Source organism: Sporichthyaceae bacterium, assembly GCA_036493475.1.
Classification (GTDB): Bacteria; Actinomycetota; Actinomycetes; order Sporichthyales; family Sporichthyaceae; genus DASQPJ01.
This window is the reverse complement of record DASXPS010000046.1, coordinates 61,703-85,442: the sequence shown is the minus strand read 5'-3', so window position 1 is coordinate 85,442 and position 23,740 is coordinate 61,703. Positions and strand designations below refer to the sequence as shown.

Sequence of the window (23,740 nt, the reverse complement as noted above, 5' to 3'; positions counted from 1 at the left end):
AAGCCGCCGATGACCAGTGCTGCCCCGTCGTACGCCTCCGGTACCTCCGACCAACCGCTGCTGGGTGAGACCCTCGGCGCGATCCTGGCCCGGATCGCCGCCGAGCACCCGGACGCCGAGGCGCTGGTCGATGTCCCGAACGGCACTCGGTGGACCTACGCGCAGCTGTACGCCGACACGCGGCGGCTGGCCGCCGGCCTGCTCGCTGCCGGCATCGTGCCCGGTGACCGGGTTGCGCTGTGGTCGCCGAACCGCGCGGAGTGGGTGCTGCTGCAGCACGCCACCGCGACCATGGGCGCGATCCTGGTCAACATCAACCCGGCCTACCGCACCCACGAGCTGTCCTACGCGATGCGCCAGTCCGGCTCGACGATGCTGGTCGCGGTGCCGGTGTTCAAGACCAGCGACTACCGGGCGATGATCGAGGAGGTCCGCGGCGACTGCCCGGACCTGCAGCAGATCGTCTACATCGGCGAAGAGACCTGGCGAACCCTGGCCGAGGACACCGCGGCCGGCCCGGAACTCGACGAGGTCGCCGCCGGGCTGGCCTTCGACGACCCGATCAACATCCAGTACACCTCGGGCACCACCGGGTTCCCGAAGGGCGCCACGCTCACCCACCACAACATCGCCAACAACGGCTTCTTCCTCGGCGAGACCATGGCGTACACGCCGGCCGACCGGGTCTGCGTGCCGGTGCCCTTCTACCACTGCTTCGGCATGGTCATCGGGAACCTCGCAGCGCTCACCCACGCCTCCTGCGTGGTCATCCCGGCGCCGTCGTTCGAGCCCGGGGCCACCCTGCAGGCCGTCGCGGCGGAACGGTGCACCTCCCTGTACGGCGTACCGACCATGTTCATCGCGATGCTCGCCGACCGATCGCGCACCGACCTGGACCTGACCAGCCTGCGCACCGGCATGATGGCCGGCGCCACCTGCCCGGTCGAGGTGATGAAGCGGGTCATCAGCGACCTGGGCATGGACGAGGTCACCATCGGCTACGGCATGACCGAGACCTCGCCGGTGTCCACCCAGACCCGCATCGGTGACGACCTGGACCGGCAGACCGGCACGGTCGGCCGGGTGCACCCGCACGTGGAGATCGCGGTTGTCGACCCGGAGACCAACCTGGTGGTGCCGCGCGGGCAGCGGGGGGAATTCCGCACCCGCGGTTACAACGTGATGCGCGGCTACTGGAACGAGCCGGACAAGACCGCCGACGCCATCGACGTGGCCGGCTGGATGCGCACCGGCGACCTGGCCGAGATGGATGCCGACGGCTATGTCCGCATCGTCGGGCGGATCAAGGACACCGTCATCCGCGGCGGGGAGAACATCGCCCCACGTGAGGTCGAGGAGTTCCTCTACGCCCACCCGGACATCGTCGATGTGCAGGTGGTCGGCGTGCCCGACGCGAAGTTCGGCGAGGAACTGTGCGCCTGCGTGCGGCTGGCGGACGGGGCGTCCCTGGACGTCTCCGCGGTACGCGACTTCTGCGCCGGGAAGATCTCCCACCACAAGATCCCGCGTTATGTCGAGGTGGTCGATGCCTACCCGATGACCGTCACCGGCAAGGTGCAGAAATTCATCTTGCGTGAACAAATGGTGGCGCGGCTCGGGCTTACCGAAGGCTGACAAGGTTCGCCCATCACGATCGGGTGATCTTTGCCCCGGGGTGGCCTTTTACGCGCGATCCTGAACCCAAACGGGGAAGGGTGGCACAGCCATGCGGGTGGGGGTAGCCGGCGTCGGGCGCATCGGTGCGCTGCACGCCGAGAACGTGGTGAGCCAGGTCGGGTCGGATGCCGTGGTGATCGCCGACGCCGACGCCTGCCGAGCGGCGACGATCGCGGAGAAACTCGGCGTGCGCGCGGTGGGCGGGGTCGAGGAGTTGTTCGCGGCCGGTATCGACGGCTTGGTGATCGCGGTGCCCACGGACGCACACGCCGCGCTGGTGGTGCACGCGGTGCGGGCCGGCATCCCGGTGTTCTGTGAGAAGCCGATCGCCCCGGACATTGCGGGCACGCTCGCGGTGCTGGAGCAGGTCGGGACCTCCCGTGTGCCGGTGCAGGTCGGCTTCCAGCGCCGGTTCGATCCCGGCTACGTCGCCGCCCGGGCCGCGGTGGCCTCGGGTGCGCTGGGGCAGCTGCACACCGTCCTGGGCTTCACCCTGGACGCTGCGCCGCCGTCGGCCGAGTACGTGCCCGGCTCCGGCGGCATCTTCCGCGACTGTCTGGTGCACGACCTGGACATCCTGCGCTGGGTTACCGGGCAGGAAGTCGTCTCGGTGTACGCGGTGGGTTCGAACCTCGGCGCGGACTACATCCGCGAGGCCGGGGACGTGGATGCGGTCGCGGTGACGCTGACGCTGGCCGATGGAACGTTGGCCCAGCTGACCGCGAGCCGGTACAACGGGGCCGGTTACGACGTGCGCATGGAGTTGCGCGGGCACCTGGATTCGATCGCGGTGGGCCTGGACGCGCGCTCCCCGCTGCGTTCGGTGGAACCCGGCGCAAACGTCACCGGTCTGGCCTATCCGGGCTTTCTGGACCGGTTCCGCACGGCGTACGTTGCCGAAATGGCCGCCTTCACCGCGCTGATCGCCACCGGTGGATCGAGCCCGTGCACGATTTCTGACGCGCTGGCAGCGTTCGTGCTCGCCGAGGCGTGCGATCGCTCCCGGCGGGAAGGCCGCCCGGTGACGGTGGCGGAGGTGACGGTATGACCAGGCCGTTGGCACAGCGACTGGCCGGTGCCCCGATCAGCTGGGGCGTGTGCGAGGTGCCGGGCTGGGGCCCGCAGTTGCCGCCGCCGCTGGTGTTGCAGGAGATGGCCGCCGCCGGCCTGTGTGCCACCGAGTTCGGTCCGGACGGCTTCCTGCCCTCGGCCGGTGTGGCCCGCCGTCAGGTGCTCGCCCAGTTCGGGCTGCGCGCGGTCGGCGGGTTCGTGCCGGTGGTCGCGCACGACGCGGATCGGGACCCGCTGTCCGAGATCGGCACGCTGTTCGAGGAGTTCGCCGCCGCGGGCGCGGACACCGTGGTGTTCGCCGCGGTGAACGGCAAGGACGGCTATGACGGGCGCACCGAACTGGACGCGGCCGGGTGGCGCACGCTGTGCCGCAACCTGGACCGGCTGGCCGGCGCCGCGGTGCTGCGCGGGCTGCGCCCGGCGCTGCACCCGCACGTGGGCACGCTGGTCGAGCGGGACCGCGACCTGGACGTCGTGCTGGACGGCTGCGGCATCCCGCTGTGCCTGGACACCGGGCACCTGATGGTGGGTGGGGTGGACCCGCTGGCCGTCGCCCGGCTGGCCGCCGACCGCGTCGCGCACGTGCACCTGAAGGACGTTGATCCGGCGATCGCGGCGCGGGTGCGCAGCGGTGTGCTGAGCTACACCGACGGGGTGAAAGCCGGTATGTACCGGCCGCTGGGCATGGGCGGCGCGCGGGTCGCGGAGGTGGTCAGCGAGCTGGAGGATGTCGGCTACGACGGTTGGTACGTGCTCGAGCAGGATCGAGTGCTGGTGCCGGACCGCAACGGGGTGGCCGCAACGGCCGCGGCGATCCGCGTCGACGTCGAGGCGAGCCTGGCGCACCTGACCGGGGCCGCGCGCGCGCAACTGGGCGCGGCTTAGCCCCATGGCCGGGGACATTGCCCCGTTCGATCTGCTCGCCATGGGTCGGATGGGGGTCGATGTGTACCCGCAACAAATCGGCGTCGGCCTGGAGGACGTCACCTCCTTCGGCAAGCACCTGGGCGGTAGTGCCTGCAACGTGGCGGTGGCCGCGGCCAGGCACGGGCACCGGGTCGGGCTGGTGTCCGGGGTGGGCACCGATCCGTTCGGCCGCTATGTGCGTCGCGAGCTGCGCCGGTTCGGTGTGGACGACACCTACGTGCGCGACGTCGCGGAGCTGCCCACCCCGGTGACCTTCTGCGAGATCTTCCCCCCGGACAACTTCCCGATCTGGTTCTACCGCTGGCCCTCCGCGCCGGACCTGCAGATCCGCCCCGCGGACCTGGACCTGGACGTGATGCGCGCGGCACGCATCTGTTGGGCCACCGTCACCGGGTTGTGCCAGCAGCCCAGCCGAGCCGCGACGCTGGCCGCGTTGGCCGCTCGCGGCCGCGCCGGGATGACCGTGCTGGACCTGGACTGGCGGCCGATGTTCTGGGAGTCGGTGGAGGATGCCCGCCCGATCATCGAGCAGGCGTTGGCACACGCGACGGTGGCGGTGGGCAACCTCGAGGAGTGCGAGGTGGCGGTGGGGGAGCGTGACCCGCAGCGCGCCGCGGCCGCACTGCTGGCGATGGGCGTGCGATTGGCGGTGATCAAGCAGGGCGCGGCCGGGGTGTACGCGGTGGATGAGGGCGGCCCGGTGTGCGTGCCGCCGTTCCCGGTCGAGGTGGTCAATGGACTGGGCGCCGGCGACGCGTTCGGTGGCGCGCTGTGCCACGGCCTGTTGTGCGGCTGGGACACCGAGCGCATTATCCGTTTTGCGAATGTGGCGGGCGCGATCGTGGCCTCCCGGTTGGCCTGTGCCGAGGCGATGCCGACCAGTGCCGAGGTGGAAGAACTCCTGGCCCGCAGCGCGACGTCATGAGACTGCATCTGCCGCACGGCAGCGCTGAACGCGGGCCATGGGCCACGCACGTGATGCCCGTTCCGGGCGAGTGGTCGCACACCTCGCTGCGGGTGCTGGAACTGCCCGTCGGCGGATCGCACCGGTTCACCACCAATCAGCAGGAAGCCGTGGTGCTACCGCTGTCCGGCGCGGCTGTGGTGGAGTGCGACGGGGTACGCATGGAACTCGCCGGGCGGGCGTCGGTGTTCAGCGCGATCAGCGATTTCGCCTACGTGCCGTGCGACGCGATGGTCACCGTGACCTCGGCCGACGGTGGTCGGTTCGCGGTCGCCGGGGCGGTGTGCGAGAGCCGGCTGACGCCCCGTCACTGTGCCGCGGCCGATGTGCCGGTGGAGCTGCGCGGCGCGGGCGCGGCGTCGCGGCAGGTGAACAACTTCTGCACCCCGGCCTCCTTCGAGGCCGACAAGCTGATCGCCGTCGAGGTGCTCACCCCCGGCGGCAACTGGTCGAGTTACCCGCCGCACAAGCACGACGAGGAACGCCCCGGTGCGGAGACCGAGCTGGAGGAGATCTACTACGTCGAGCTGTCCCGCCCCGGCGGCCTGGCCTATCTGCGCGTATACGGGCAGGAGGACCGGCCGATCGACGTTCTCGCCGAGGTGGGCAGCGGCGATGTGGTGCTCATCCCGCACGGCTGGCACGGCCCGGCGGTGACCGCTCCCGGCGTGGACATGTATTACCTCAACGTGATGGCCGGCCCCGGCCCCGAGCGGGCCTGGCGCATCTGCGACGACCCCGCGCACGCCGCGGTGCGCGAGGAATGGGTCGATGTGCCCGTCGACCCGCGGTTGCCGCTGACCCGGGCCTGAGACACGGCCGGCCGGCCGCGCTCAGGATCTCCGGGTCGCTGGTCAACATCAGTTCTCCGCCCCGTCCAGACCGGCGAGTGCCGCGAAGTGTGCGAAGTCGAAGAAGATGTAGTTCTCGCAGACCAGACCGTCGCGGATCCGGGTGCGGTCGCAGCCGACCATCTCGAACGGCCCGTTCTTCCCGGTGGCCCGCATGATCCACCGGCTGAAGCCGTACTCACCGTCGGCGGTGGTCGCTCGCTCGGGAACCTCCAGGCGCAGGTCGGGCAGCAGGGCCAACAGCTCCTCCAGCGCCGCCACGTAGTCCTCGGCACCGGTGACCACGCGGCCGCCGGGCCAGTAGCCGACGATGTCGTCGGTGATGATCTGCCGCACGAATCGCACGTCCGGGCCGGCCCAGAAGTCCGCGAACAGATCCGGGGTCCAGACGCGCGGCGCAAACAGGTTCTCGAGGTGTGCAGTGCGCTCGGTCGTGACAGTCATGACGTCATTCCTCCTTGCTGGGATCGGACGCGGGCCGCGGATCTGCGACGTCGCGTGACTTATCGTCAGGTGTGGCGGGAATGATGTCGATTACTCGACGGGTAAGGGGATTCGCGTTACCCGGCGGGTAATCGGCGTCGGTATCGGCACGAAGGTGCCGGCCCGGGCCGGCACCTTCGGTGGATTTGATTCACCCTGTGGCGCCGAGTGTTTACGGAACGCGTCTGCCGGTGCGGCCCGGGACGGCACGATCACCGTGGTGGACAACCCCCCCGCGGGGTGAGGCCGGACCGGGCAGGATGGGCCCCATGCGATTGACGGTGGCGCAGGCGCTGGTGCGGTTCCTGTCCGTGCAGTACAGCGAGCGGGACGGGGTGCGGCACCGACTGATCCCCGGCTGCTTCGGCATCTTCGGGCACGGCAACGTGGCCGGCATCGGGCAGGCGCTGCTGCAGGGCCACCTCAGCGGTGACGCGGAGCTGCCGTACCACCTGGCCCGCAACGAGCAGGCCATGGTGCACGCCGCGGTGGCCTACGCCCGGATGAACGACCGGTTGGCCACACTGGCCTGCACCACTTCGGTCGGGCCGGGCGCGACCAACATGGTCACCGGCGCCGCACTGGCCACCATCAACCGGCTCCCGGTGCTGCTGCTGCCCGGTGACGTGTTCGCCACCCGCGCGGCCGGCGCGGTACTGCAGGAGCTCGAGGTGCCCGGCGGGCCGGGGCTGTCGGTGAACGACGCGTTCGCGCCGGTGTCGGTGTTCTTCGACCGGGTCACCCGGCCCGAGCAGCTGCCCGCCGCGTTGCTCGGCGCCATGCGGGCGCTCACCGACCCGGCGGCCACCGGCGCGGTCACCCTGGCGCTGCCGCAGGACGTGCAGGCCGAGGCGGATGACTGGCCCGAGGACCTGTTCGCCGAGCGCACCTGGCACGTGCCGCGCCCGGCACCGGACGCCGCCGCGTTGGCCCGCGCGGTCCAGGTGCTGCGCAGCGCGCAGCGCCCGCTGCTGGTGGCCGGCGGGGGGGCGGTGTACTCCGACGCCACCGCCGCGCTGGCCGCGTTCGCGGAGGCGACCGGGATCCCGGTCGCCGACACCCACGCCGGCAAGGGCGCGCTGCCCTTCGACCACCCCAACTCGGTCGGCCCGCTCGGCGCCACCGGCACCCCGGTGGCCAACACTCTCGCCGCCGAGGCCGACGTGGTGCTCGGCGTCGGCACCCGGTGGACCGACTTCACCACCGCATCGCGCACCGTGTTCGCCCACCCCGACGTGCGCTTCGTCAACCTCAACATCACCGCGTTCGACGCGGCCAAACACGCCGCCACCATGCTGGTCGCCGACGCGCGGGTTGGACTGGAGGCACTCGAGGCCGGCCTGCTCGACTACCGCGTCCCCGCCGAATGGACCGCGCGGGCCGATCAGCTATCCGCGGACTGGGCGCCGATCGCGGCCGTCGCCCGCAGCGGCGAACCGGACGCCCCGGTCACCCAGACCGCCATCCTCGGCGCTGTGAACGACGCCGTGCCGGCCGGCGGCACGGTGATCTGCGCGGCCGGGTCCATGCCCGGCCAACTGCAGATGCTCTGGCAGGCGCGCAGCCCGAAGGAGTACCACGTCGAGTACGGCTACTCCTGTATGGGCTACGAGATCGCCGGCGGCCTGGGCGCGAAAATGGCCGCGCCCGACCGCGACGTCATCGTCCTGGTCGGCGACGGCAGCTATCTGATGATGGCTCAGGAAATCGTCACCGCCGTGTCCGAGGGCATCAAGTTGGTCATCGTGTTGGTCGACAACAGCGGCTTTGGCTCCATCGGTGCGCTATCGGAATCCCTGGGCGGCCAACGTTTCGGCACCTCCTACCGGGCCCGCAACCCGGAAACCGGCATGCTCGATGGCGAGGCGCTGCCGGTGGACCTCGCCGCCAACGCCGCCAGCCTCGGCGCGGACGTGCGCACCGCGGGCACGCACGCGGAGTTCCGCGACGCACTCAAGGCCGCACTCGCGGCCGAACGCACCACCGTCGTGCACGTGCGGACCGACCCGCGCGCACCGGCCCCGTCCTCGGGGGCCTGGTGGGATGTGCCGGTCGCGGAGGTGTCGAACCTACCGAGCGTGGTCGAGGCCAGAGCCCGGTACGAACAGCAGAAAGCCCGGCAGCGCCCGCTGCTGTAATCGGATCAGCGCACGTGACGGTGGTGGTGGTGCGCGGACAGGGCGGCGGCGTGGCCGCCGACACCGCCGGCGCCCGCGCCCAGGTTGACCAGGTTGCGGAGCAGGCCCGTGCGCAGGTCACGCACATTGCTGCTGGCGTGCTTGGCGTACTGACCCGCGCCGCTCTCGTAGGAGGCGTAGACCTTGCCCCCGTCGATGGTCATGTTCTCCGGCATGGCCGGCGTCGTCACGCAGGCCACCGGATGGTTCGGGGCGCTGCGGTCCACCACCGTCAGCTTGCCCGGACCACCGCCGTGTGAGGAGGAGAAGATGAACTTGTGCTTGGTGACCAGTACCCCCTGGGTGCGCGGCGGCACCTTCCACGGCCCACCCGACTCCTCCAGATGCCCGCCGGAGTCGACCTTGTAGCGGTACATCCTCGTCGGGTTGGCCTTGGAATGCTTACCCAGCCACACCGATTTACCGGTCACCGCCATGAAGCCCACCGAGCGCACGCGCTGCGGCGCTCCCGTCGGGCTCAGGTAGGGCTTGGTGCCGTGCGCCTTCGAGGATCTCATCGCGTCGCGCAGCGAACTCGTCAGGTAGCGGCGCACGTAGTTGTGCTCGTGCTTCCCGCTGCTGTTCTGGCCGATCACCCAGTGGCCCGCCACCCCCAGCGAACCGAAATGTGAGGCCTTGGTCCGCACCGTACCGACATGCGCCCCGGTCTTCGGGTTGATACCGACCAGGTAGGACTGCGCACCGCGGCGGTACATGCCCATCAGCAGCAGGTTGTGACCCTTGTCGTCCCAGTTGTGCCAGGTGCTCAGGCCCTGCGGGGTCCAATTGGCCAGGTGAGGTACGGACGGGCCGTGCCGGAAGACCTTGCTGTAGGTGCCCGCGGCCCGGCGCGGGGCGTGCGTGACGTCGCACCGGGGTCCGCTGTGGGCGGCGGGCACCAACGTCGGGATTGACGCGGGGTTCTGCGCAGCGGTGGCGGCGACGGCCGGTACGAACACGGCCGACGAGGTGAGCACCGCCAACACAGCGGTGCGGTAACGCAGCGACATGCATCCTCCCAGCACGAAGGGGATGCGATCGTGTCGCGCGCGCGGAGAAGCCCGGGATTCACCCGGGTGAACTCCTGATGCACATCAGTGGGATCTGACGTTCCGTCAGAGCACCACGTTCAGCGCACTGATTTGCGCCAGCGCCTGCCCGCCCAACCCGCCGGTGCCCGCGCCCCAGGACAGCAACGAGCGCAGCAGTCCGGTGCGCAGGTCGCTGACCTTGCTGGTGGTGCTCGGCTTGTCGAACTGCTTGGCCCCGCTCTCGTAGGAGGCGTAGACCTTGTCGCCGTCGATGGTCATGTTTTCCGGCAGCGCCGGGGTGCTCACACACGCCACCGGGGTGTTCGGCGCGACGCGGTTGACCACCGTCAGCGTGCCGTCCTGCCCACCGTAGGAGGAGGTGAAGACGAACTGGTCCTTGGTCACCAACAGACCCTGGGTGCGCGGTGGCACCCGCCAGGGCCCACCGGTCCTGTGCAGCAGCCCACTGTGCGTGGCACGGTAGCGGTACATCTTCGTCGTCCTGGCCTTGGAGTGCCGGCCCAGCCACATCGACTTGCCGGTGACCGCCATGAAGCCCACCGAGTGGACCCGTTGCGGTGTACCCGTGGGCGCCAGGTATGGCTTGGTGCCGGTGCGCTGCGAGGTGAGCATCGCCGCACGCATGGCACTGACCGGGTAGCGGCGCACCGCGGCCTTCTGGTGTCCGTTGAGAGTGTCCTGCGCGATTACCCAGCGCCCGACCACGCCCAGCGCCCCGAGATGAGAGGCCCTGGTGCGCACCGTGCCCAACCGGGCCCCGGTCTGCGGGTCGATGCCGACCAGGTAGGACTGCGCACCGCGGCGGTACATGCCCAGCAGCAACGCGGTGTGGCCCTGGCCGTCCCAGTTGTGCCAGGTGGTCAGCCCCTGTGGGGTCCAGCCGGACAGGTACGGCACCGGGGGGCCGGGGGAGAACACCGCGGGGTAGGTGCCCACCGGCAGGCGGGGGGCGAGCGCAACGTCGCACCGGGGACCGCTGGGATGGGCCGGCAGTAGGCCGGACGAGGCCACCGTGGCGCCCGCCGCCTCGCCGACGGGGACCATCACCACCGATCCGGTCAACACCGCCGACAGGACAGTGCGGTACCGCAACGACATGCATCCTCCAAGCCCGCGGAATCGTGATCATGCCGTGTTAGCACTCAAGCCCGGGACGGGCCCGGGTGAAATCTTCTTGCGCAACTGCCGCAATCGATGACATCGAACACCCCCCTGACCGGGCAGGATGACCGGCATGCAGCGCATCGAGCACTGGATCGACGGGGCCCTCACCGCCGGTTGGGCCACCCGCACCGCGCCGGTGTACGACCCGGCCCGTGGCGCGGTGAGCGGGCACGTGGTCCTCGGTGAACCCGGCGATGTGGACGCCGCCGCGCAAGCCGCGACGAAGGCGCAGACCGCGTGGGCGCAACGCTCGCCGCTGGCCCGTGCCCGGGTCATGTTCGCGATGCGGGAGTTGCTGACCGCGCACGCCGATGAGTTGGCCGCGATGATCAGCGCCGAGCACGGCAAGGTAGTGGCCGATGCGCGCGGTGAGGTGGCCCGCGGCATCGAGGTGGTGGAGTTCGCTTGCGGCATCCCGCACCTGCTCAAGGGCGAGTACTCCGACGGGGTGTCCACCGGCGTGGACGCGTACTCGCTGCGCCAACCACTGGGCGTGGTCGCGGGCATTACCCCGTTCAACTTCCCGGTGATGGTGCCGCTGTGGATGCACCCGATCGCCATCGCCTGCGGGAACGCCTTCGTGCTCAAGCCCAGCGAGCAGGACCCGTCCACCTCATTGTTGATCGCCAGGCTCTACCAGCAGGCGGGCCTGCCCGACGGGGTCTACAACGTGGTGCAGGGCGACCGCGGCACCGTCGAGGCGGTGCTCGACCACCCCGGCATCGCCGGGGTGTCCTTCGTCGGCTCCACCCCCGTCGCCAAACTCATTCACCAGCGCGCTTCGGCCGCGGGCAAGCGGGTGCAGGCCCTGGGCGGGGCGAAAAACCACGCGGTGGTGCTGCCGGACGCCGACCTGGACCTGGCCGCCGCGGAGATCACCGGCGCCGCGTACGGGTCGGCCGGGCAACGGTGCATGGCGATCTCGGTGGTGGTCGCGGTGGGCCGGGCCGCGGACGGCCTGGTCAGCCGGTTGGCCGGCCGGGCCGGCGCGATCCGGGTCGGCCCCGGCGCGGATCCGGCCTCGGAGATGGGGCCACTGGTCAACGCCGCGGCGGCCGAGCGGGTGCGCGGGCACCTGGATCGGGCCGGCGCGCAGGGCGCCACCGTGGTGGTGGACGGCCGCGAATCGGTGGCCGCGGACGGCTTCTTCGTCGGTCCCAGCCTGGTCGACCACGTTGCACTGGACGCCGAGCTGTACACCTGCGAGGTGTTCGGCCCGGTGCTCGCAGTGGTTCGGGTGGACACCGTCGACGAGGCGATCGCGGTGGTCAACGCCAACCCGTACGGCAACGGCGCCGCGGTCTTCACCGCCAGCGGCGCGGCCGCCCGTCGGTTCGTGCGGGAGGTGAGCATCGGCATGGTCGGGGTCAACGTGCCGATCCCGGTGCCGATGGCGTTCTATTCCTTCGGCGGGTGGAAGGACTCGTTGTTCGGCGACACGCACGTGCACGGCGCCGAGGGGGTGCGGTTCTACACCCGCGGTAAGGCCGTGACCAGTCGTTGGCCCGACGACGCGGTGGCGCATACCGGTCTGTCCTTCCCGACGGTGAAGTAAATGCCCAGAAGCAAAGAGCGCGTGGTCCGCCCGAAAGTGATGGACCGTCTGTTGTCCCACCGGGTCGTGGAGGGACGGGAATCCACGTTGACCTTCGACGTGGGCGGCACCGGCATCAAGTGCGCGGTGTTGGACCGCACCGGGGAGCCGGTGGCCGACCGGCTGCGTATCCTCACCCCGTATCCGTGCCCCCCGGAACTGCTCGTCACCACGCTGCTCGAGCTCGCGGACAAGCTGCCCTCGTTCGACCGGGTGTCCGTCGGACTGCCCGGCATGATCCGCGGCGGCCGGGTGCTGGCCACCCCGCACTTCATCACCGAGGCGGGTCCGTTCACCCCGCGCCGCCCGGATCTGGTGGCGGCCTGGCGTCGGTGGGACGCCGCGTTCGCGTTGAACGAGGCGTTCGGCTGCCCGGTGCGAGTGGTCAACGACGCGGAGCTGGCCGGGTTCGCGGTGATCGAGGGTTCCGGCTTCGAGGTGCTGTTGGCCTTCGGCACCGGGCTCGGCGCCGCCTTGTTCGACGACGGCCGGTTGGTGCCCAAGCTGGAGTTGTCCCAGGCCCCGTTCCGGGACGGGGACACCTACGACCAGCAACTCGGCGACCACGCTCGCCTCGCGCTGGGCAACGTGCGGTGGAGCCGCCGGGTGGCCATGGCGCTGGACCGCTGGCAGCCCGTGCTCGGCTGGGACCGGCTGTACCTGGGCGGCGGCAATGCCGAGCACCTCACCGGCGACCTCGGGCACAAGGCCACCCGGGTCGGTAACGAGGCCGGACTGCGCGGCGGGCACCGGCTGTGGAGCTACCGCACCCGCTGACCCTGTGCTGCCCGGGCCCGACGGCGGGTCAGTTGTCGTTCTCCCGGGCCGGCACGTTGTAGCCCTTGACGTCGGTCAGGAACGACTTGGCCAGCGGGCCCGCGGTAGTGGCGCCGGTGTCGCCGCGTTCCACGATCACCGCGAACGCGATGTTGCCCATGAAGCCGACCATCCAGGCGTGCTTGCCGGGCTGCACCTCGCTGCCGTACTCCGCGGTGCCGGTCTTCGCGCCCACCTTCTCGCCCTTGATCTTGAGCACCGTTGCGGTGCCCGACTTCACCGTCGCGTACATCAGGTTGCGCAGCGCGGTGGCGTACTCCAGCGGCGCCAGCACGTCGCCGCCGTAGGTGGCCGAGGGCGACGGGGACGGAGTGACGTCGAGGTTGGACGAGTACGCCATCGGGGTCTCGTCGGGGGTGGCCTGGAAGTCCGGATCGTCGGTGTCGTCGGTGCCGTCGTCGGTGTTGTCGGTGTCGTCGGGTCCCAGCGTGGGTGCCCCACTGGGCCCTACGGTCGGCGCCACCTCCGGGGGCGGGCCACTGGTCACCAGGTGGGGCGCGTACGGGGTGCCGGCGGCCACCGCCGCAGCCACCACGGCCATCGCCAACGGGCTCATCAGCACCTTGCCCTGCCCGATGGCGTCCGCGGCCTGCTCGGTCGGCGAGGCGGCCGGCGGCACGTTCCCGGAGTAGCTGTCCAGCACCAGGTCCCAGTCCTCGCCAATGCCGAACAGGTCGGCGGTGTTGGACACGGCGTCGTCGGGGAGCTTCATCGCCTGACCGATGAACGCGGTGTTGCAGGACTCCTCGAAGTCCCTGCTGAACGACACCTCGCCCAGCGAACCCAGGCCGTCGTAGTTGGTGAACTTCTTGCCGTCCACGGTGATGCTGGACGGGCAGTTGACCGTGTCGGTCGGCTCCAAACCGCCGGCCAGCAACGCCGCGGCGGTGATGATCTTGAAGGTGGAGCCGGGCGCGTACTGCCCGTTGAGTGCGCGGTCCTCGCCGGCCTTGTCCGCCGGGCCGTTGGCCACCGCGAGGATGTCGCCGGTGCGGATGTCGATGGCCACCAGCGAGGAGTTCTCCCCGGTCAGCGCCACCGCGTTCTCCGCGGCGCGTTGCACGGTCAGGTCCAACGTGGTGTGCACCGGCGAGCCGGGCACCTCGGTGAAGGTGCTCAGCGTGCTGACCACGGCCCTGGTGTCCCGCTTGACCAGGTCGATCTCGCCGCGCGGCCGGCCGGCCAACTGCTTCTGGTAGATCGCCTGCAGGCCGAACGACCCGACCGAGTCGGCCGCCGAGGCGGTGGGACCGGCGTTCTGCAACGACGCCGCGGTCGCGGTGGCCACCGTGCCGAGCACCTCCCGGGCGAAGGCCCGGGTCGGTGCCAGGGACAACGTGCCGTCCTGTGTGACCACCCCGCCGATCTGGTCCAACGACGCTTTCTTGTCCAGGTAGTCGGACTTGCGCAGCACCACGGCCTCGACGAACTGACCGTCCTGCGCCTGGTTCGTGCGGGTGGTCAAGCCGTCCACGTTCACGTCGAGCAGGTCGGCGAGCTTCTCGATGGTGCCGTCCGGCACGTCACCGGCCTTCACCCCGACCTTGACCACCGCCTGGTTGTCCACCAGCGCTCGGCCGCTGCGGTCCAGGATCGCGGCCCGCGGCGGCAGGTGCCGCACCCGGGCGAGCGTGGTGTCGTCGGTGAGCAGCGGGTGGATCACACTCGGCGACCACGCCACCAGCCACTTCTTGGTCGCCCCGACCTGCTGGTGCACCAGCGACAGCCTGCCGTCGTAATTCCAGTCGCCCAGCGCGTTGAGCAGCAGATCGGCGTGGAAGGGCATCGTGCAGGGCGCGGAATCGCCGCAGTTGCTCACCTTGCCGGGGGCGAACGTGCGCTTGTCCGGACGCAGCCGGGTGGCGAGCTCGTCCAGCGCGGCGTGCGCCTGGGTGGGCTCGGTGGTGCGGTCGGCGGCCGCGGTCAGGTTGCCCGCGGACCAGTCGGACAGAAAGGCCGCCCCGGCGGTGGCCGCGTCGTCCTTGGGGCCGTTGTTGCCGCCGCCGGTGAACGGCAGGTTGACCCCGCCGCCGCAGCCCGCGCAGAGCAGGGCGACAGACGTCGCGCCGGCGACTGAGCGCCAGGTTTGCGGGCGTGCCAAGGGGCCCTGCCTTCCGATCGGCTGGAACACGATGCAAGCAAACCAACACCGGGCGCCAGTGGAGTTGATCATTCCGTGATGCCGGCGTGTCGTGGTCGGGGTGGGTGGGGTTGCCGTGAGGCGGGCACCGATAGCGTGCTGAGCTTGGACGCGACCAGATTCTGGCGGACGCGCGAGCAGGGAGAATTCACAGGTGAGTCGTTCGGTACTGGTGACCGGGGGTAATCGGGGGATCGGACGGGCGATCGCGGAGGCGTTCGTCGCGGCGGGGGACCAGGTGGCGGTCACCTACCGCTCGGGCGAGCTGCCCGACGGCGTGTTGGGCGTGAAATGCGATGTGACCGACGCCGCAGCGGTGGACGCGGCCTTCGCCGAGGCGGAGGCCGCACACGGCCCGGTCGAGGTGGTGATCGCCAATGCGGGCATCACCCGGGACACGTTGCTGCTGCGGATGAGCGAGGACGACTTCACCGCGGTGTTGGACACCAACCTGACCGGCTCGTTCCGGGTGGCCAAGCGCGGCGCGAAATCAATGCTGCGCCAGCGCAAGGGACGCATCATTTTCATCTCCTCGGTGGTCGGACTGTTGGGCTCGCCGGGTCAGGTGAACTATGCGGCCTCGAAGTCCGGGCTGATCGGGATGGCCCGGTCCATGGCGCGGGAGTTGGGGTCGCGCAACATCACCGCGAATGTCGTTGCGCCCGGATTCATCGAGACCGCGATGACCGCGGAGGTGACCGAGGAACGGCAAAAGCAGATCCTCGGTTCGGTTCCGCTGGGCCGCTATGGGCAGACCGACGAGATCGCGGGTGTCTGCCTGTTCCTGGCCGGCGAGCACGCCGCCTACATCACCGGTGCGGTCATCCCCGTGGATGGCGGACTGGGCATGGGTCACTGAGGAGGGCTTCGACATGGGACTGCTCGATGGCAAGCGTGTTCTGGTCACCGGCGTGCTCACCGACGCCTCCATCGCGTTCCACGTGGCGCGGCTGGCCCAGGAGGAGGGCGCGAGTGTCGTGCTGTCCTCCTACGGCCGGGTGCTGCGGCTGACCACCCGTATCGCGGGTCGATTGCCGCAACCGGCCGAGGTGATCGAGCTGGACGTCACCGACGCCGCGCATCTGGAGGCGTTGCCCGCCAACGTGCGCGCGGCCGGCCTGGACGGTCTGGACGGGGTGGTGCACTCGATCGGGTTCGCGCCGGAGGCGGCGCTGGGTGGCAACTTCCTCAACACCGCCTGGGATGACGTGGCCACCGCCGTGCACGTCTCGGCGTACTCCTACAAGGCGCTGGCCATGGCCGCCCGCGAGCTGTACCCCGCATCGGGCGCCTCGCTGGTCGGGCTGACCTTCGACGCCACCGTGGCCTGGCCCAAGTACGACTGGATGGGGGTGGCCAAGGCCGCGCTGGAGTCCTGCTCCCGGTACCTGGCCCGGGACCTCGGGTCGTCCGGGGTGCGCTCCAACCTGGTGGCGGCGGGCCCGATTCGCACGATGGCCGCCAAGTCGATCCCCGGTTTCGACGAGTTCGAGCACGTGTGGAAGACCCGCGCGCCGATGAGCTGGGACATCGCGAACCCGGTGCCGGCCGCGCAGGGCTGTGTGGCGTTGCTGTCGGACTGGTTCCCGGCGACCACCGGTGAGATCGTGCACGTGGACGGCGGCGTGCACGCGATGGGTGGCTGACGGCGTTCCGGCGGGGTTCGTGCGAAACTGGACCCATGAGTGAGGGCAGTACCGGCTCGTCCGGTTCGCCGCCACCGGTGGCGCCGGACGAGTTGGCGAACAATCGTCGGCAGGGGCTGAAGATCCTGCTGACCATGGTGATCTTCTTCGTCGGCCTGGTGCTGCTGGCCTGTTGGGGTGCGGCACACGGATGAGCCGCCAATTGATCGTGCTGCGGCACGCCAAGGCCGAGCGCGGCGCTTATACCGACCACGACCGCCCGCTGACCGCCCGCGGGCGGGTCGACGCGCTGGCGGCGGGCCGCTGGCTTGCCGAGCACGGCCTGCACCCGGACCTGACGGTGTGCTCCACCGCGGTGCGGGCCAAGGAGACCTGGGCGCTGGCCGCGGCCGAACTCGGGGACGGGGTGCGGACCATCTTCGAGCGCGCGGTGTACGGCGGCGAGGAGGACGAGCTGCTGCAGGTGTTGCGCGAGGTGGCTGAGGATGCCCGCCGCGTGGTGCTGTGTGGGCACAATCCGGGCCTGCAGTACCTGGTGCTGGCGCTGGCGGGCTCGGGTTCGGAGGAGAACCTGCTGCGCGCCCGGCAGAACTTCGGCACCGCGGCGGTGGCCGTGCTGCACCTGCCCGGCAAGTGGGCCAAGCTCGCCGAGGGCAGCGCGGAGTTGACCGCGATGACGGTGGCCCGCGGCTAGAGATTCTCCGCGTCCGCGTCCTCGACGTCCTCCCGGCTGATGCCGAGCAGGAACAACAGCGCGTCCAGGTAGGGCACGTTGATCGCGGCGTGCGCGGATTTGCGGACCAAGGGCTTGGCGTTGAACGCCACCCCGAGCCCGGCTCTCGCGAGCATGTCCAGGTCGTTGGCGCCGTCCCCGATGGCCACCGTCTGGGACAGTGGAACCCCGGCCCGCTCGGCGAAGTGCTCGAGCATGGCGGCCTTGTAGGCGCGGTCCACGATCGGACCGGTCAGCCCACCGGTGAGTGTGCCGTCGACGATCTCCAGGGTGTTGGCCGCGGAATAGTCCAGGTCCAGTTCGGCGACGAGTGAGTCGGTGATCTGGGTGAAGCCACCGGAGACGATGGCCACCTCGTGGTCGAGCCGCTTGAGCGTGCGGATCAACGTGCGCGCGCCCGGCGTGAGCCGAACAGCGGCCCGCACCGCGTCGATCACACTCGCGTCCAGCCCGGCCAGCAGTGCCACCCGGGCGCGCAGCGAGGCCTCGAAGTCCAATTCGCCGCGCATGGCCGCCTCGGTGACCCGGGCGACCTCGCCCGCGCAGCCCGCGTGCGCGGCGAGCAGTTCGATGACCTCGTCCTGGATCAGGGTGGAGTCCACGTCCATCACCACCAGGCGCCGGCCACGCCGGTGCAGCCCGGCGCGGGTGACCGCGATGTCCACCCCACGGGCGGCGGCCTCGGCGGCCAGTTCGGCGCGCAGCCGGTCCGGGTCGGTGGCCCCGGAGATGTCCAGTTCCAGGCTGGTCACCGGGGTGCGGGACAGCCGCATGATCCGGTCGATGTTCGCCCCGCAGCCCGCGATGCGCGCAGCCAGCCCGGCCATCGCCGCGGTGCCGAGCGGGCGGCCCAGGATCGTCACGTGCAACCGACCGCTGCGCCGCGGGACGTTGTCCCCGCTGCCCGAGGCGATCTCCACGTCGACGCCGGTGGCGTGCGCGGCGCCGGCCACCGCGGCGCGCAGCGCGGCCTCCTCGGTGCCGGGGGAGACCAGCACGCCGAGCAGCAGCCGGCCGCGGATGACCACCTGCTCGACGTCGAGCACCTCGGCGTCATAGCCGATCAGCGCGTCGAACAACGCGGCGGTAACGCCGGGTCGATCCCGCCCGGTGACGGTGACCAGCAGCGTGCGATCGGTCATCCGGGCAGGGTGAGACCGGTGCCCTTGGACACCACCCGGATGCCGTCCTTGGTGACGGTGACCCGGGGCAGGCTGCTGTCGGAATCGGAGAAGCCGAGCCGGAAGCCGTCCGGCACCACCACGTTCTTGTCCAGGATGGCGTTGCGCACCGCGGCGTCCTGGCCGATGCGCACCCCGTCGAGCAACACGCAGCCCTCAACCCGGGCGTTGCGCCCGACGGCCACGCCGGGGGAGAGCACGGAGCGTTCCACGGACCCGGCGATCTGCACCCCACCGGAGATCATCGACTCCACCGCGTGCCCGGTCACGCCCTCGGTGCCGCCCACGAACCGGGCCGGCGGCCACGCATCCTGCAGGGTGTAGATGGGCCACTCGCGGTTGTAGAGGTTGAACGCGGGGTTGGCCGAGATCAGGTCCATGTGCGCGTCGTAGAAGGCATCCAGGGTTCCCACGTCGCGCCAGTAGGCCGACTCGCGGCCCTCCGGCCCGGGTACGTCGTTGTCCGAGAAGTCGTAGACGCCACCCTGCCCCTGGGCGACCAGCCGGGGAATGATGTTGCCGCCCAGGTCGTGTCGGCTGGACGGGTCCAGCGCGTCCTCGGTGACGGCGTTGACCAACGCCGAGGTGCGGAAGACGTAGTTGCCCATGGAGGCGTAGATCTCCTCGGGCGAGTCGGGCAGTCCCTCAACCTCGTGCGGCTTCTCCAGGAAGGCTTCGATGCGGGACCCGGTGGAGTCGGTGGTGATCACCCCGAACTGATCGGCAATGGCGCGCGGTTGGCGCACCGCGGCGACGGTGACGCCGACCCCGGAATCGACGTGCTGGGCGACCATCTGTCGGGGGTCCATCCGGTAGATGTGGTCGGCGCCGAATACCACCACGTGTTCGGGCTGCTCGTCCTCGATCAGGTTGAGGTTCTGGAAGATCGCGTCGGCGGAGCCGGCGAACCAGTGCGGGCCACGCCGTTGCTGGGCGGGCACCGGGGTGACGTAGTTGCCGAGCATCGCGGACATGCGCCAGGTGCGGGAGATGTGCCGGTCCAGGCTGTGGTTCTTGTACTGGGTCAGCACGACGATCTTCAGGTAGCCGCCGTTGACCAGGTTGGACAGCACGAAGTCGATCAGCCGGTAGATCCCGCCGAAGGGCACCGCGGGCTTGGCGCGGTCGGTGGTCAGCGGCATCAGCCGCTTGCCCTCGCCACCGGCCAGCACTATCGCAAGAACCCGGGAAGCGGCCATGGCGGAAAGCCTAGGTGGCACGGTGGGTGGACGTGGGGCGCGGGGGTAGCCTCCGCCCCATGCGCGTCGACCTGTTCAGCCGCGAGTACCCGCCCGAGGTGTACGGCGGGGCCGGCGTGCACGTGGAGTACCTCGCCCGCGAGCTGCGCCACCTGCTCGACGTGCGGGTGCACTGTTTCGGTGCGCCACGGTCCGAGGCGGGCGTGCAGGCCTACGACGTACCGTCAGAACTGGCCGACGCGAACGCGGCGTTGGGCGTGTTGGGTGTCGATCTGCAGATGGCCGCAGGAGCCGCGGGCGCGGATCTGGTGCACAGTCACACCTGGTACGCGAACATGGCCGGGCACACCGCGAAGTTGCTGCACGGCATGCCGCACGTGATGACCACCCACTCGCTGGAGCCGCTGCGGCCGTGGAAGGCCGAGCAACTCGGCGGCGGGTACGCGCTGTCCTCGTGGGCGGAGCGGACCGCGGTGGAGGCCGCCGACGCGGTGATCGCCGTCTCCGCCGGCATGCGCGCCGACGTGTTGCGCTGCTACCCGAACGTGAACCCGGCGAAGGTATCGGTGATTCACAACGGCATCGACACCGACCAGTACGCACCCGACCCGGGCACCGATCTGATGCTGCGTCACCAGGTGGACCCGGAGCGGCCCACGGTGGTGTTCGTCGGTCGGATCACCCGGCAGAAGGGTCTGCCTTACCTGCTGCACGCGGCCCAATCCTTCGACTCCGACGCCCAGATCGTGCTGTGCGCGGGCGCGCCGGACACCAAAGAGATCCTCACCGAGGTCACCGACCTGGTGAACATCTTGCGGGCCGAACGCGACGGGGTGATCTGGATCTCCGAATCCCTACCGCGGCCCGACGTCGTGCAGATCCTCAGCCACGCCACGGTGTTCGTCTGCCCCTCGGTGTATGAGCCGATGGGCATCGTCAACCTCGAGGCGATGGCCTGCGAGACCGCTGTGGTCGCCACCGCCACCGGCGGCATCCCCGAGGTCGTCGCCGACGGCGAGACCGGACTGCTGGTGGCGATCGATCAGCTGGACGATGGCACCGGCATCCCGCGGGACCCCGACGGCTTCGCCACCGATTTCGCCGCCGCCGTCAACACCGTGCTGCGCGACCCCTCCCGCGCCGCCGCCATGGGCAAAGCCGGCCGCGAACGCGCCGTCACCCAGTTCTCCTGGCCCGAAATCGCCTCCCGCACCGCGCAGCTGTACGCCTCCCTCGCCCAGCGCTGAAACCGTTGCGCATGTCATGCGCTACGAGGAGGCCGCCGCGATGTGGGGTTCGGCGACGGAGTTGAAGGCGGCGACGGTGGCCCGGCGGGCGGCGGTGGCCAGGGGGCGGAGCAGGGCATCGCGGGTGGAGGTGCTGCCCGCGGCGGCGGCGCCGGCCGGGTCGGCGCGCACCAGATCGGCGATCGCGGCCAGGCGTTGCGCGGAGGCCAGCACCCGGTGCGCGCGGCCCGGGTAGCCCGGCGCCAGGCCGGGGGCGCCGGTTCCGGAGCGGATCTCGCTCAGCGCCTCCGCCAATTGGGGGCGCCACCGGGCCAGGTCCAGTTCGGACAGCGCGACGGTGACCTCCCGTAACGTCTCCGACAGTTCCCGCTCGGCCTCGGCCAGCGACGGCAGGTGGTACCCGGCCCGGGTCAGCACTCCCTCGACGTGCCAGCGCACCACGATGCCCGGCGGGCCGTCCGGGTCGACCGGGTCGACGCTGGGGACGAGCCCTTGCGGATTGCCGCCGACGGTGAGTACCGCCTGCCCGGCCTCCAACGCCCGGTTGTTGAAGCCGGCCGGCCCCGGCAGCCCGGAAGGATCGCCGGGCACCGGCAGCACCAGCAGTAGTCCGCGCACGCCGGCCGAGCGCAATCCGGCCAGCACCACGGGCAGCGTGGTCTCGGCCCGATCCGGGCCACTCACCCGATGGCAGGCATCAGCGCCGGCCACCTGATCGGCAGCGGTGTCCGGACTGATCAGGCCGGCCAGCACCGCGTTGCCCCAGGCGACCAAACGGCCGCAACGTGATGGATCCACGAGCGCCAGGGTAAGCCGCGAAGGCCGCCGGGCGAGCAACTCCCGCGCAATGGCGGGCGCGTCGGGCGCCGGTCGGCGGCATGTTCGCAGCCGTCGACAGGCTAGGTTGACGGCGATGACCACGCCCCACCACGCGCCCGTCGACGGCCCCACCACCGCACCGGACCTGGTCCTCGACCTGGCCGAGATCTGCGTCGTCCGGGACGGCGCCCGCTTGCTGGACGACATTCACCTGCAGGTGTGGGCCGGGGAGCGCTGGGTGGTGCTCGGCCCCAACGGCGCGGGCAAGACCACGCTGTTGCAGATCGTCGCCGGCCATCTGCACCCGACCTCTGGTTGGGCGGCCATCCTCGGCGAGGTGCTCGGCGAGACCGATGTGTTCGAGCTACGGCCGCGGGTCGGCCTGGCCAGCGCGGCGCTCGCGGATCGCCTGCCGCGCAACGAGAAGGTCCGCGACGTGGTGCTCACCGCGGCCTACGCGGTGGTCGGTCGGTTCCGGGAGAACTACGCGCAGGTCGACGTGGAGCGGGCCGAGTTATTGCTGCGGGTACTCGGCATGAGCGAGTACCTCAACCGGACGTTCGGCACGCTGTCCGAGGGTGAACGCAAGCGCGTGCAGATCGCCCGGGCCTTGATGGCCGACCCGGAACTGCTGCTGCTCGACGAGCCTGCCGCCGGGCTGGACCTGGGCGGACGCGAGGACCTGGTGCGGCGGCTCTCCCGGCTGGCCCGCGACTCGTTCGCCCCGACGATGATCATGGTGACCCACCACGTCGAGGAGATCCCGCCGGGTATCACGCACGTGCTGATGCTCCGCGACGGCCGGGTGGTCGCCTCCGGGGAGTTGTTCACCACCTTGACCGAGGCGAACCTGACCGCGTGCTTCGGCGTGCCCCTGGTGCTCAGCCGCGACGGCGCCCGGTTCGCCGCCCGATTGGCGTAGCCGCCACCTCGCAACGCCTCAGTAGCGCAGGCGCGTGCCGGGCTCGAGGTGGTCCGGGTTACGCCCGATCGCCCGGCGGTTGTCCCGGTGCAGCTTCTGCGCAGTGGTGTGGTGCTGGGCGGCGATGCCGGTCAACGTCTCGCCGCGACGGACCACGTGCACCCCGTGTGCGGCCGAACGCTTCGCCCGGTGCGGCTTGGCCTTAGGCTTCGCGGCCGTCGGCGGCTTGGGCGCGGGCACGTGCGCGTGCGGCTTGAGCACCAGCGTGCTCTGCCCGGACGCGGGTACCGGCACGGGGCTGCCGGTCGGGGCCGGCGATGTGGGGACGGCCGACGGGGCAGCGCTCGCTGAAGCCGTCGGGGACGCAGCGGTGGACGGCGACGGAACACTCGGCGCAGCCGCCGGGTTCGCCGGCGGTGCGGACGTCGGCGCAGGTGCCGGCGATGCCGGCGGGGTCGCGCCGGGTGTGGCGGTCGGTGCCGGCGGGGTCCCGCCGGGCGTCGGCGCGGGCTGGGTCGGGACGGGCACGGGCGTCGGGCGGGCCGGCGACGTCGGCACCGGGGCGGGCGTGGGCGTCGGCGTCGGCGTCGGGGCAGGCGTGGGCAGCAGCACGTCCGGCGTGCCGAACGCGTCGGCGGGGGTCAGGTTGAGGCGTTGCGAGCAGGCGGGCCACGCGTGCCAGCCCTGCTCGGCCAGCACCCGCTCGGCGACCGCGATCTGCTGTGGTCGGGTGGCCAGGTCCGCGCGCCGGGCGAACTGCCGCCCGCCGAAGGCGCGCCAGGTGCCCGGAGCGAACTGCAGCCCGCCGTAATAGCCGTTGCCGGTGTTGGACGCCCAGTCCCCGCCGCTCTCGCAGCGCGCCAACCGGTCCCAGGTGAGCGTGGTGGCCGCATCCGCGGGCGCCAGCACCAGCGCCGCGCCGCCCAGCAGCGCGCCGACGCCCAGCAGGCCGACCGCCATGCGGCTGCGCCCCGCGGTCCGCGTACCCCGGCCCACCAAGAAGTGCACCTCCGTCGCCATCCGCCGCACCCCCGGTGCGGACGGGACAGTTGGTGC

Annotated in this window: 22 protein-coding genes; 14 read left to right on the top strand and 8 right to left on the bottom strand. The window is 71.0% G+C overall.

Going from position 1 to position 23,740, the window contains the following annotated elements; translation table 11 throughout:
- Positions 1-9: 9 nt before the first annotated feature.
- From VGJ14_05105 to iolB, 5 genes are all read left to right on the top strand, one after another.
- Complete coding sequence (locus VGJ14_05105) at positions 10-1,635, top strand: AMP-binding protein (GenBank protein ID HEY2831782.1); 1,626 nt, start codon at positions 10-12, stop codon at positions 1,633-1,635.
- Between the two features lie 91 nt (positions 1,636-1,726).
- Positions 1,727-2,725 (top strand): Gfo/Idh/MocA family oxidoreductase, encoded by a 999-nt coding sequence (locus VGJ14_05100; GenBank protein HEY2831781.1) that lies wholly within the window; start codon positions 1,727-1,729, stop codon positions 2,723-2,725.
- On the top strand, positions 2,722-3,633 hold the full coding sequence (locus tag VGJ14_05095) for a TIM barrel protein (protein HEY2831780.1): 912 nt from the start codon (positions 2,722-2,724) through the stop codon (positions 3,631-3,633). The genes VGJ14_05100 and VGJ14_05095 overlap by 4 nt, the downstream gene beginning before the upstream one ends.
- A gap of 4 nt (positions 3,634-3,637) precedes the next feature.
- Positions 3,638-4,600: a 5-dehydro-2-deoxygluconokinase gene (gene iolC / locus VGJ14_05090; protein ID HEY2831779.1), complete on the top strand. Its 963-nt coding sequence runs from the start codon at positions 3,638-3,640 to the stop codon at positions 4,598-4,600.
- Positions 4,597-5,451 (top strand): 5-deoxy-glucuronate isomerase, encoded by an 855-nt coding sequence (gene iolB / locus VGJ14_05085; GenBank protein ID HEY2831778.1) that lies wholly within the window; start codon positions 4,597-4,599, stop codon positions 5,449-5,451. The genes iolC and iolB overlap by 4 nt, the downstream gene beginning before the upstream one ends.
- A gap of 48 nt (positions 5,452-5,499) precedes the next feature.
- On the opposite strand, the gene VGJ14_05080 is transcribed toward iolB, so the two are convergent.
- On the bottom strand, positions 5,500-5,934 hold the full coding sequence (locus VGJ14_05080; protein ID HEY2831777.1) for a nuclear transport factor 2 family protein: 435 nt from the start codon (positions 5,932-5,934) through the stop codon (positions 5,500-5,502).
- Positions 5,935-6,242: 308 nt separating this feature from the next.
- Between VGJ14_05080 and iolD the strand changes: the two genes are divergently transcribed.
- The gene (gene iolD / locus VGJ14_05075; protein ID HEY2831776.1) at positions 6,243-8,111 is read left to right on the top strand and encodes a 3D-(3,5/4)-trihydroxycyclohexane-1,2-dione acylhydrolase (decyclizing); all 1,869 of its coding nucleotides are present in this window, start codon (positions 6,243-6,245) and stop codon (positions 8,109-8,111) included.
- Positions 8,112-8,116: 5 nt separating this feature from the next.
- On the opposite strand, the gene VGJ14_05070 is transcribed toward iolD, so the two are convergent.
- Positions 8,117-9,160 (bottom strand): hypothetical protein, encoded by a 1,044-nt coding sequence (locus tag VGJ14_05070; protein ID HEY2831775.1) that lies wholly within the window; start codon positions 9,158-9,160, stop codon positions 8,117-8,119.
- 105 nt (positions 9,161-9,265) lie between these two features.
- Complete coding sequence (locus tag VGJ14_05065) at positions 9,266-10,300, bottom strand: hypothetical protein (protein ID HEY2831774.1); 1,035 nt, start codon at positions 10,298-10,300, stop codon at positions 9,266-9,268.
- 136 nt (positions 10,301-10,436) lie between these two features.
- On the opposite strand from VGJ14_05065, the gene VGJ14_05060 reads away from it, so the two are divergent.
- A complete protein-coding gene (locus VGJ14_05060; GenBank protein ID HEY2831773.1) occupies positions 10,437-11,921 on the top strand; it encodes a CoA-acylating methylmalonate-semialdehyde dehydrogenase in 1,485 nt (494 codons plus the stop codon).
- Complete coding sequence (locus VGJ14_05055) at positions 11,922-12,737, top strand: ROK family protein (GenBank protein HEY2831772.1); 816 nt, start codon at positions 11,922-11,924, stop codon at positions 12,735-12,737.
- 28 nt (positions 12,738-12,765) lie between these two features.
- On the opposite strand, the gene VGJ14_05050 is transcribed toward VGJ14_05055, so the two are convergent.
- On the bottom strand, positions 12,766-14,898 hold the full coding sequence (locus tag VGJ14_05050; protein HEY2831771.1) for a penicillin-binding transpeptidase domain-containing protein: 2,133 nt from the start codon (positions 14,896-14,898) through the stop codon (positions 12,766-12,768).
- 193 nt (positions 14,899-15,091) lie between these two features.
- On the opposite strand from VGJ14_05050, the gene fabG reads away from it, so the two are divergent.
- From fabG to VGJ14_05030, 4 genes are read left to right on the top strand one after another with little or no spacing between them, the layout of a single operon-like run.
- Positions 15,092-15,796, top strand: coding sequence for a 3-oxoacyl-ACP reductase FabG (gene fabG, locus VGJ14_05045; protein HEY2831770.1), 705 nt, complete (start codon positions 15,092-15,094; stop codon positions 15,794-15,796).
- A gap of 13 nt (positions 15,797-15,809) precedes the next feature.
- A complete protein-coding gene (gene fabI / locus VGJ14_05040) occupies positions 15,810-16,583 on the top strand; it encodes an enoyl-ACP reductase FabI (protein ID HEY2831769.1) in 774 nt (257 codons plus the stop codon).
- Between the two features lie 35 nt (positions 16,584-16,618).
- Complete coding sequence (locus VGJ14_05035; protein ID HEY2831768.1) at positions 16,619-16,777, top strand: hypothetical protein; 159 nt, start codon at positions 16,619-16,621, stop codon at positions 16,775-16,777.
- Positions 16,774-17,277: a histidine phosphatase family protein gene (locus VGJ14_05030; protein ID HEY2831767.1), complete on the top strand. Its 504-nt coding sequence runs from the start codon at positions 16,774-16,776 to the stop codon at positions 17,275-17,277. The genes VGJ14_05035 and VGJ14_05030 overlap by 4 nt, the downstream gene beginning before the upstream one ends.
- Here the strand turns inward: VGJ14_05030 and serB are convergent.
- Both serB and glgC read right to left on the bottom strand, forming a co-directional pair.
- On the bottom strand, positions 17,274-18,458 hold the full coding sequence (gene serB / locus VGJ14_05025) for a phosphoserine phosphatase SerB (protein HEY2831766.1): 1,185 nt from the start codon (positions 18,456-18,458) through the stop codon (positions 17,274-17,276). The genes VGJ14_05030 and serB overlap by 4 nt on opposite strands.
- Positions 18,455-19,696: a glucose-1-phosphate adenylyltransferase gene (glgC, locus tag VGJ14_05020; GenBank protein ID HEY2831765.1), complete on the bottom strand. Its 1,242-nt coding sequence runs from the start codon at positions 19,694-19,696 to the stop codon at positions 18,455-18,457. The genes serB and glgC overlap by 4 nt, the downstream gene beginning before the upstream one ends.
- A 59-nt stretch (positions 19,697-19,755) precedes the next feature.
- Here glgC and glgA point away from each other — a divergent pair, with 59 nt between their 5' ends.
- Positions 19,756-20,943, top strand: coding sequence for a glycogen synthase (gene glgA / locus VGJ14_05015; GenBank protein ID HEY2831764.1), 1,188 nt, complete (start codon positions 19,756-19,758; stop codon positions 20,941-20,943).
- 21 nt (positions 20,944-20,964) lie between these two features.
- Here glgA and VGJ14_05010 read toward each other — a convergent pair whose 3' ends face one another.
- On the bottom strand, positions 20,965-21,741 hold the full coding sequence (locus VGJ14_05010; protein HEY2831763.1) for a hypothetical protein: 777 nt from the start codon (positions 21,739-21,741) through the stop codon (positions 20,965-20,967).
- A 115-nt stretch (positions 21,742-21,856) separates the two neighbouring features.
- Between VGJ14_05010 and VGJ14_05005 the strand changes: the two genes are divergently transcribed.
- Positions 21,857-22,684 (top strand): ABC transporter ATP-binding protein, encoded by an 828-nt coding sequence (locus VGJ14_05005; protein ID HEY2831762.1) that lies wholly within the window; start codon positions 21,857-21,859, stop codon positions 22,682-22,684.
- An 18-nt stretch (positions 22,685-22,702) separates the two neighbouring features.
- Here the strand turns inward: VGJ14_05005 and VGJ14_05000 are convergent, their stop codons facing one another.
- Positions 22,703-23,704 (bottom strand): transglycosylase family protein, encoded by a 1,002-nt coding sequence (locus VGJ14_05000; protein ID HEY2831761.1) that lies wholly within the window; start codon positions 23,702-23,704, stop codon positions 22,703-22,705.
- Positions 23,705-23,740 lie beyond the last annotated feature (36 nt).

Bases quoted from the DNA above. Each gene is read 5' to 3' on its own strand.
- VGJ14_05105 (HEY2831782.1), top strand. From the start codon at position 10: ATGACCAGTGCTGCCCCGTCGTACGCCTCCGGTACCTCCGACCAACCG.
- VGJ14_05100 (HEY2831781.1), top strand. From the start codon at position 1,727: ATGCGGGTGGGGGTAGCCGGCGTCGGGCGCATCGGTGCGCTGCACGCC.
- VGJ14_05095 (HEY2831780.1), top strand. From the start codon at position 2,722: ATGACCAGGCCGTTGGCACAGCGACTGGCCGGTGCCCCGATCAGCTGG.
- iolC (HEY2831779.1), top strand. From the start codon at position 3,638: ATGGCCGGGGACATTGCCCCGTTCGATCTGCTCGCCATGGGTCGGATG.
- iolB (HEY2831778.1), top strand. From the start codon at position 4,597: ATGAGACTGCATCTGCCGCACGGCAGCGCTGAACGCGGGCCATGGGCC.
- VGJ14_05080 (HEY2831777.1), bottom strand. From the start codon at position 5,934: ATGACTGTCACGACCGAGCGCACTGCACACCTCGAGAACCTGTTTGCG.
- iolD (HEY2831776.1), top strand. From the start codon at position 6,243: ATGCGATTGACGGTGGCGCAGGCGCTGGTGCGGTTCCTGTCCGTGCAG.
- VGJ14_05070 (HEY2831775.1), bottom strand. From the start codon at position 9,160: ATGTCGCTGCGTTACCGCACCGCTGTGTTGGCGGTGCTCACCTCGTCG.
- VGJ14_05065 (HEY2831774.1), bottom strand. From the start codon at position 10,300: ATGTCGTTGCGGTACCGCACTGTCCTGTCGGCGGTGTTGACCGGATCG.
- VGJ14_05060 (HEY2831773.1), top strand. From the start codon at position 10,437: ATGCAGCGCATCGAGCACTGGATCGACGGGGCCCTCACCGCCGGTTGG.
- VGJ14_05055 (HEY2831772.1), top strand. From the start codon at position 11,922: ATGCCCAGAAGCAAAGAGCGCGTGGTCCGCCCGAAAGTGATGGACCGT.
- fabI (HEY2831769.1), top strand. From the start codon at position 15,810: ATGGGACTGCTCGATGGCAAGCGTGTTCTGGTCACCGGCGTGCTCACC.
- VGJ14_05035 (HEY2831768.1), top strand. From the start codon at position 16,619: ATGAGTGAGGGCAGTACCGGCTCGTCCGGTTCGCCGCCACCGGTGGCG.
- VGJ14_05030 (HEY2831767.1), top strand. From the start codon at position 16,774: ATGAGCCGCCAATTGATCGTGCTGCGGCACGCCAAGGCCGAGCGCGGC.
- serB (HEY2831766.1), bottom strand. From the start codon at position 18,458: ATGACCGATCGCACGCTGCTGGTCACCGTCACCGGGCGGGATCGACCC.
- glgC (HEY2831765.1), bottom strand. From the start codon at position 19,696: ATGGCCGCTTCCCGGGTTCTTGCGATAGTGCTGGCCGGTGGCGAGGGC.
- glgA (HEY2831764.1), top strand. From the start codon at position 19,756: ATGCGCGTCGACCTGTTCAGCCGCGAGTACCCGCCCGAGGTGTACGGC.
- VGJ14_05005 (HEY2831762.1), top strand. From the start codon at position 21,857: ATGACCACGCCCCACCACGCGCCCGTCGACGGCCCCACCACCGCACCG.
- VGJ14_05000 (HEY2831761.1), bottom strand. From the start codon at position 23,704: ATGGCGACGGAGGTGCACTTCTTGGTGGGCCGGGGTACGCGGACCGCG.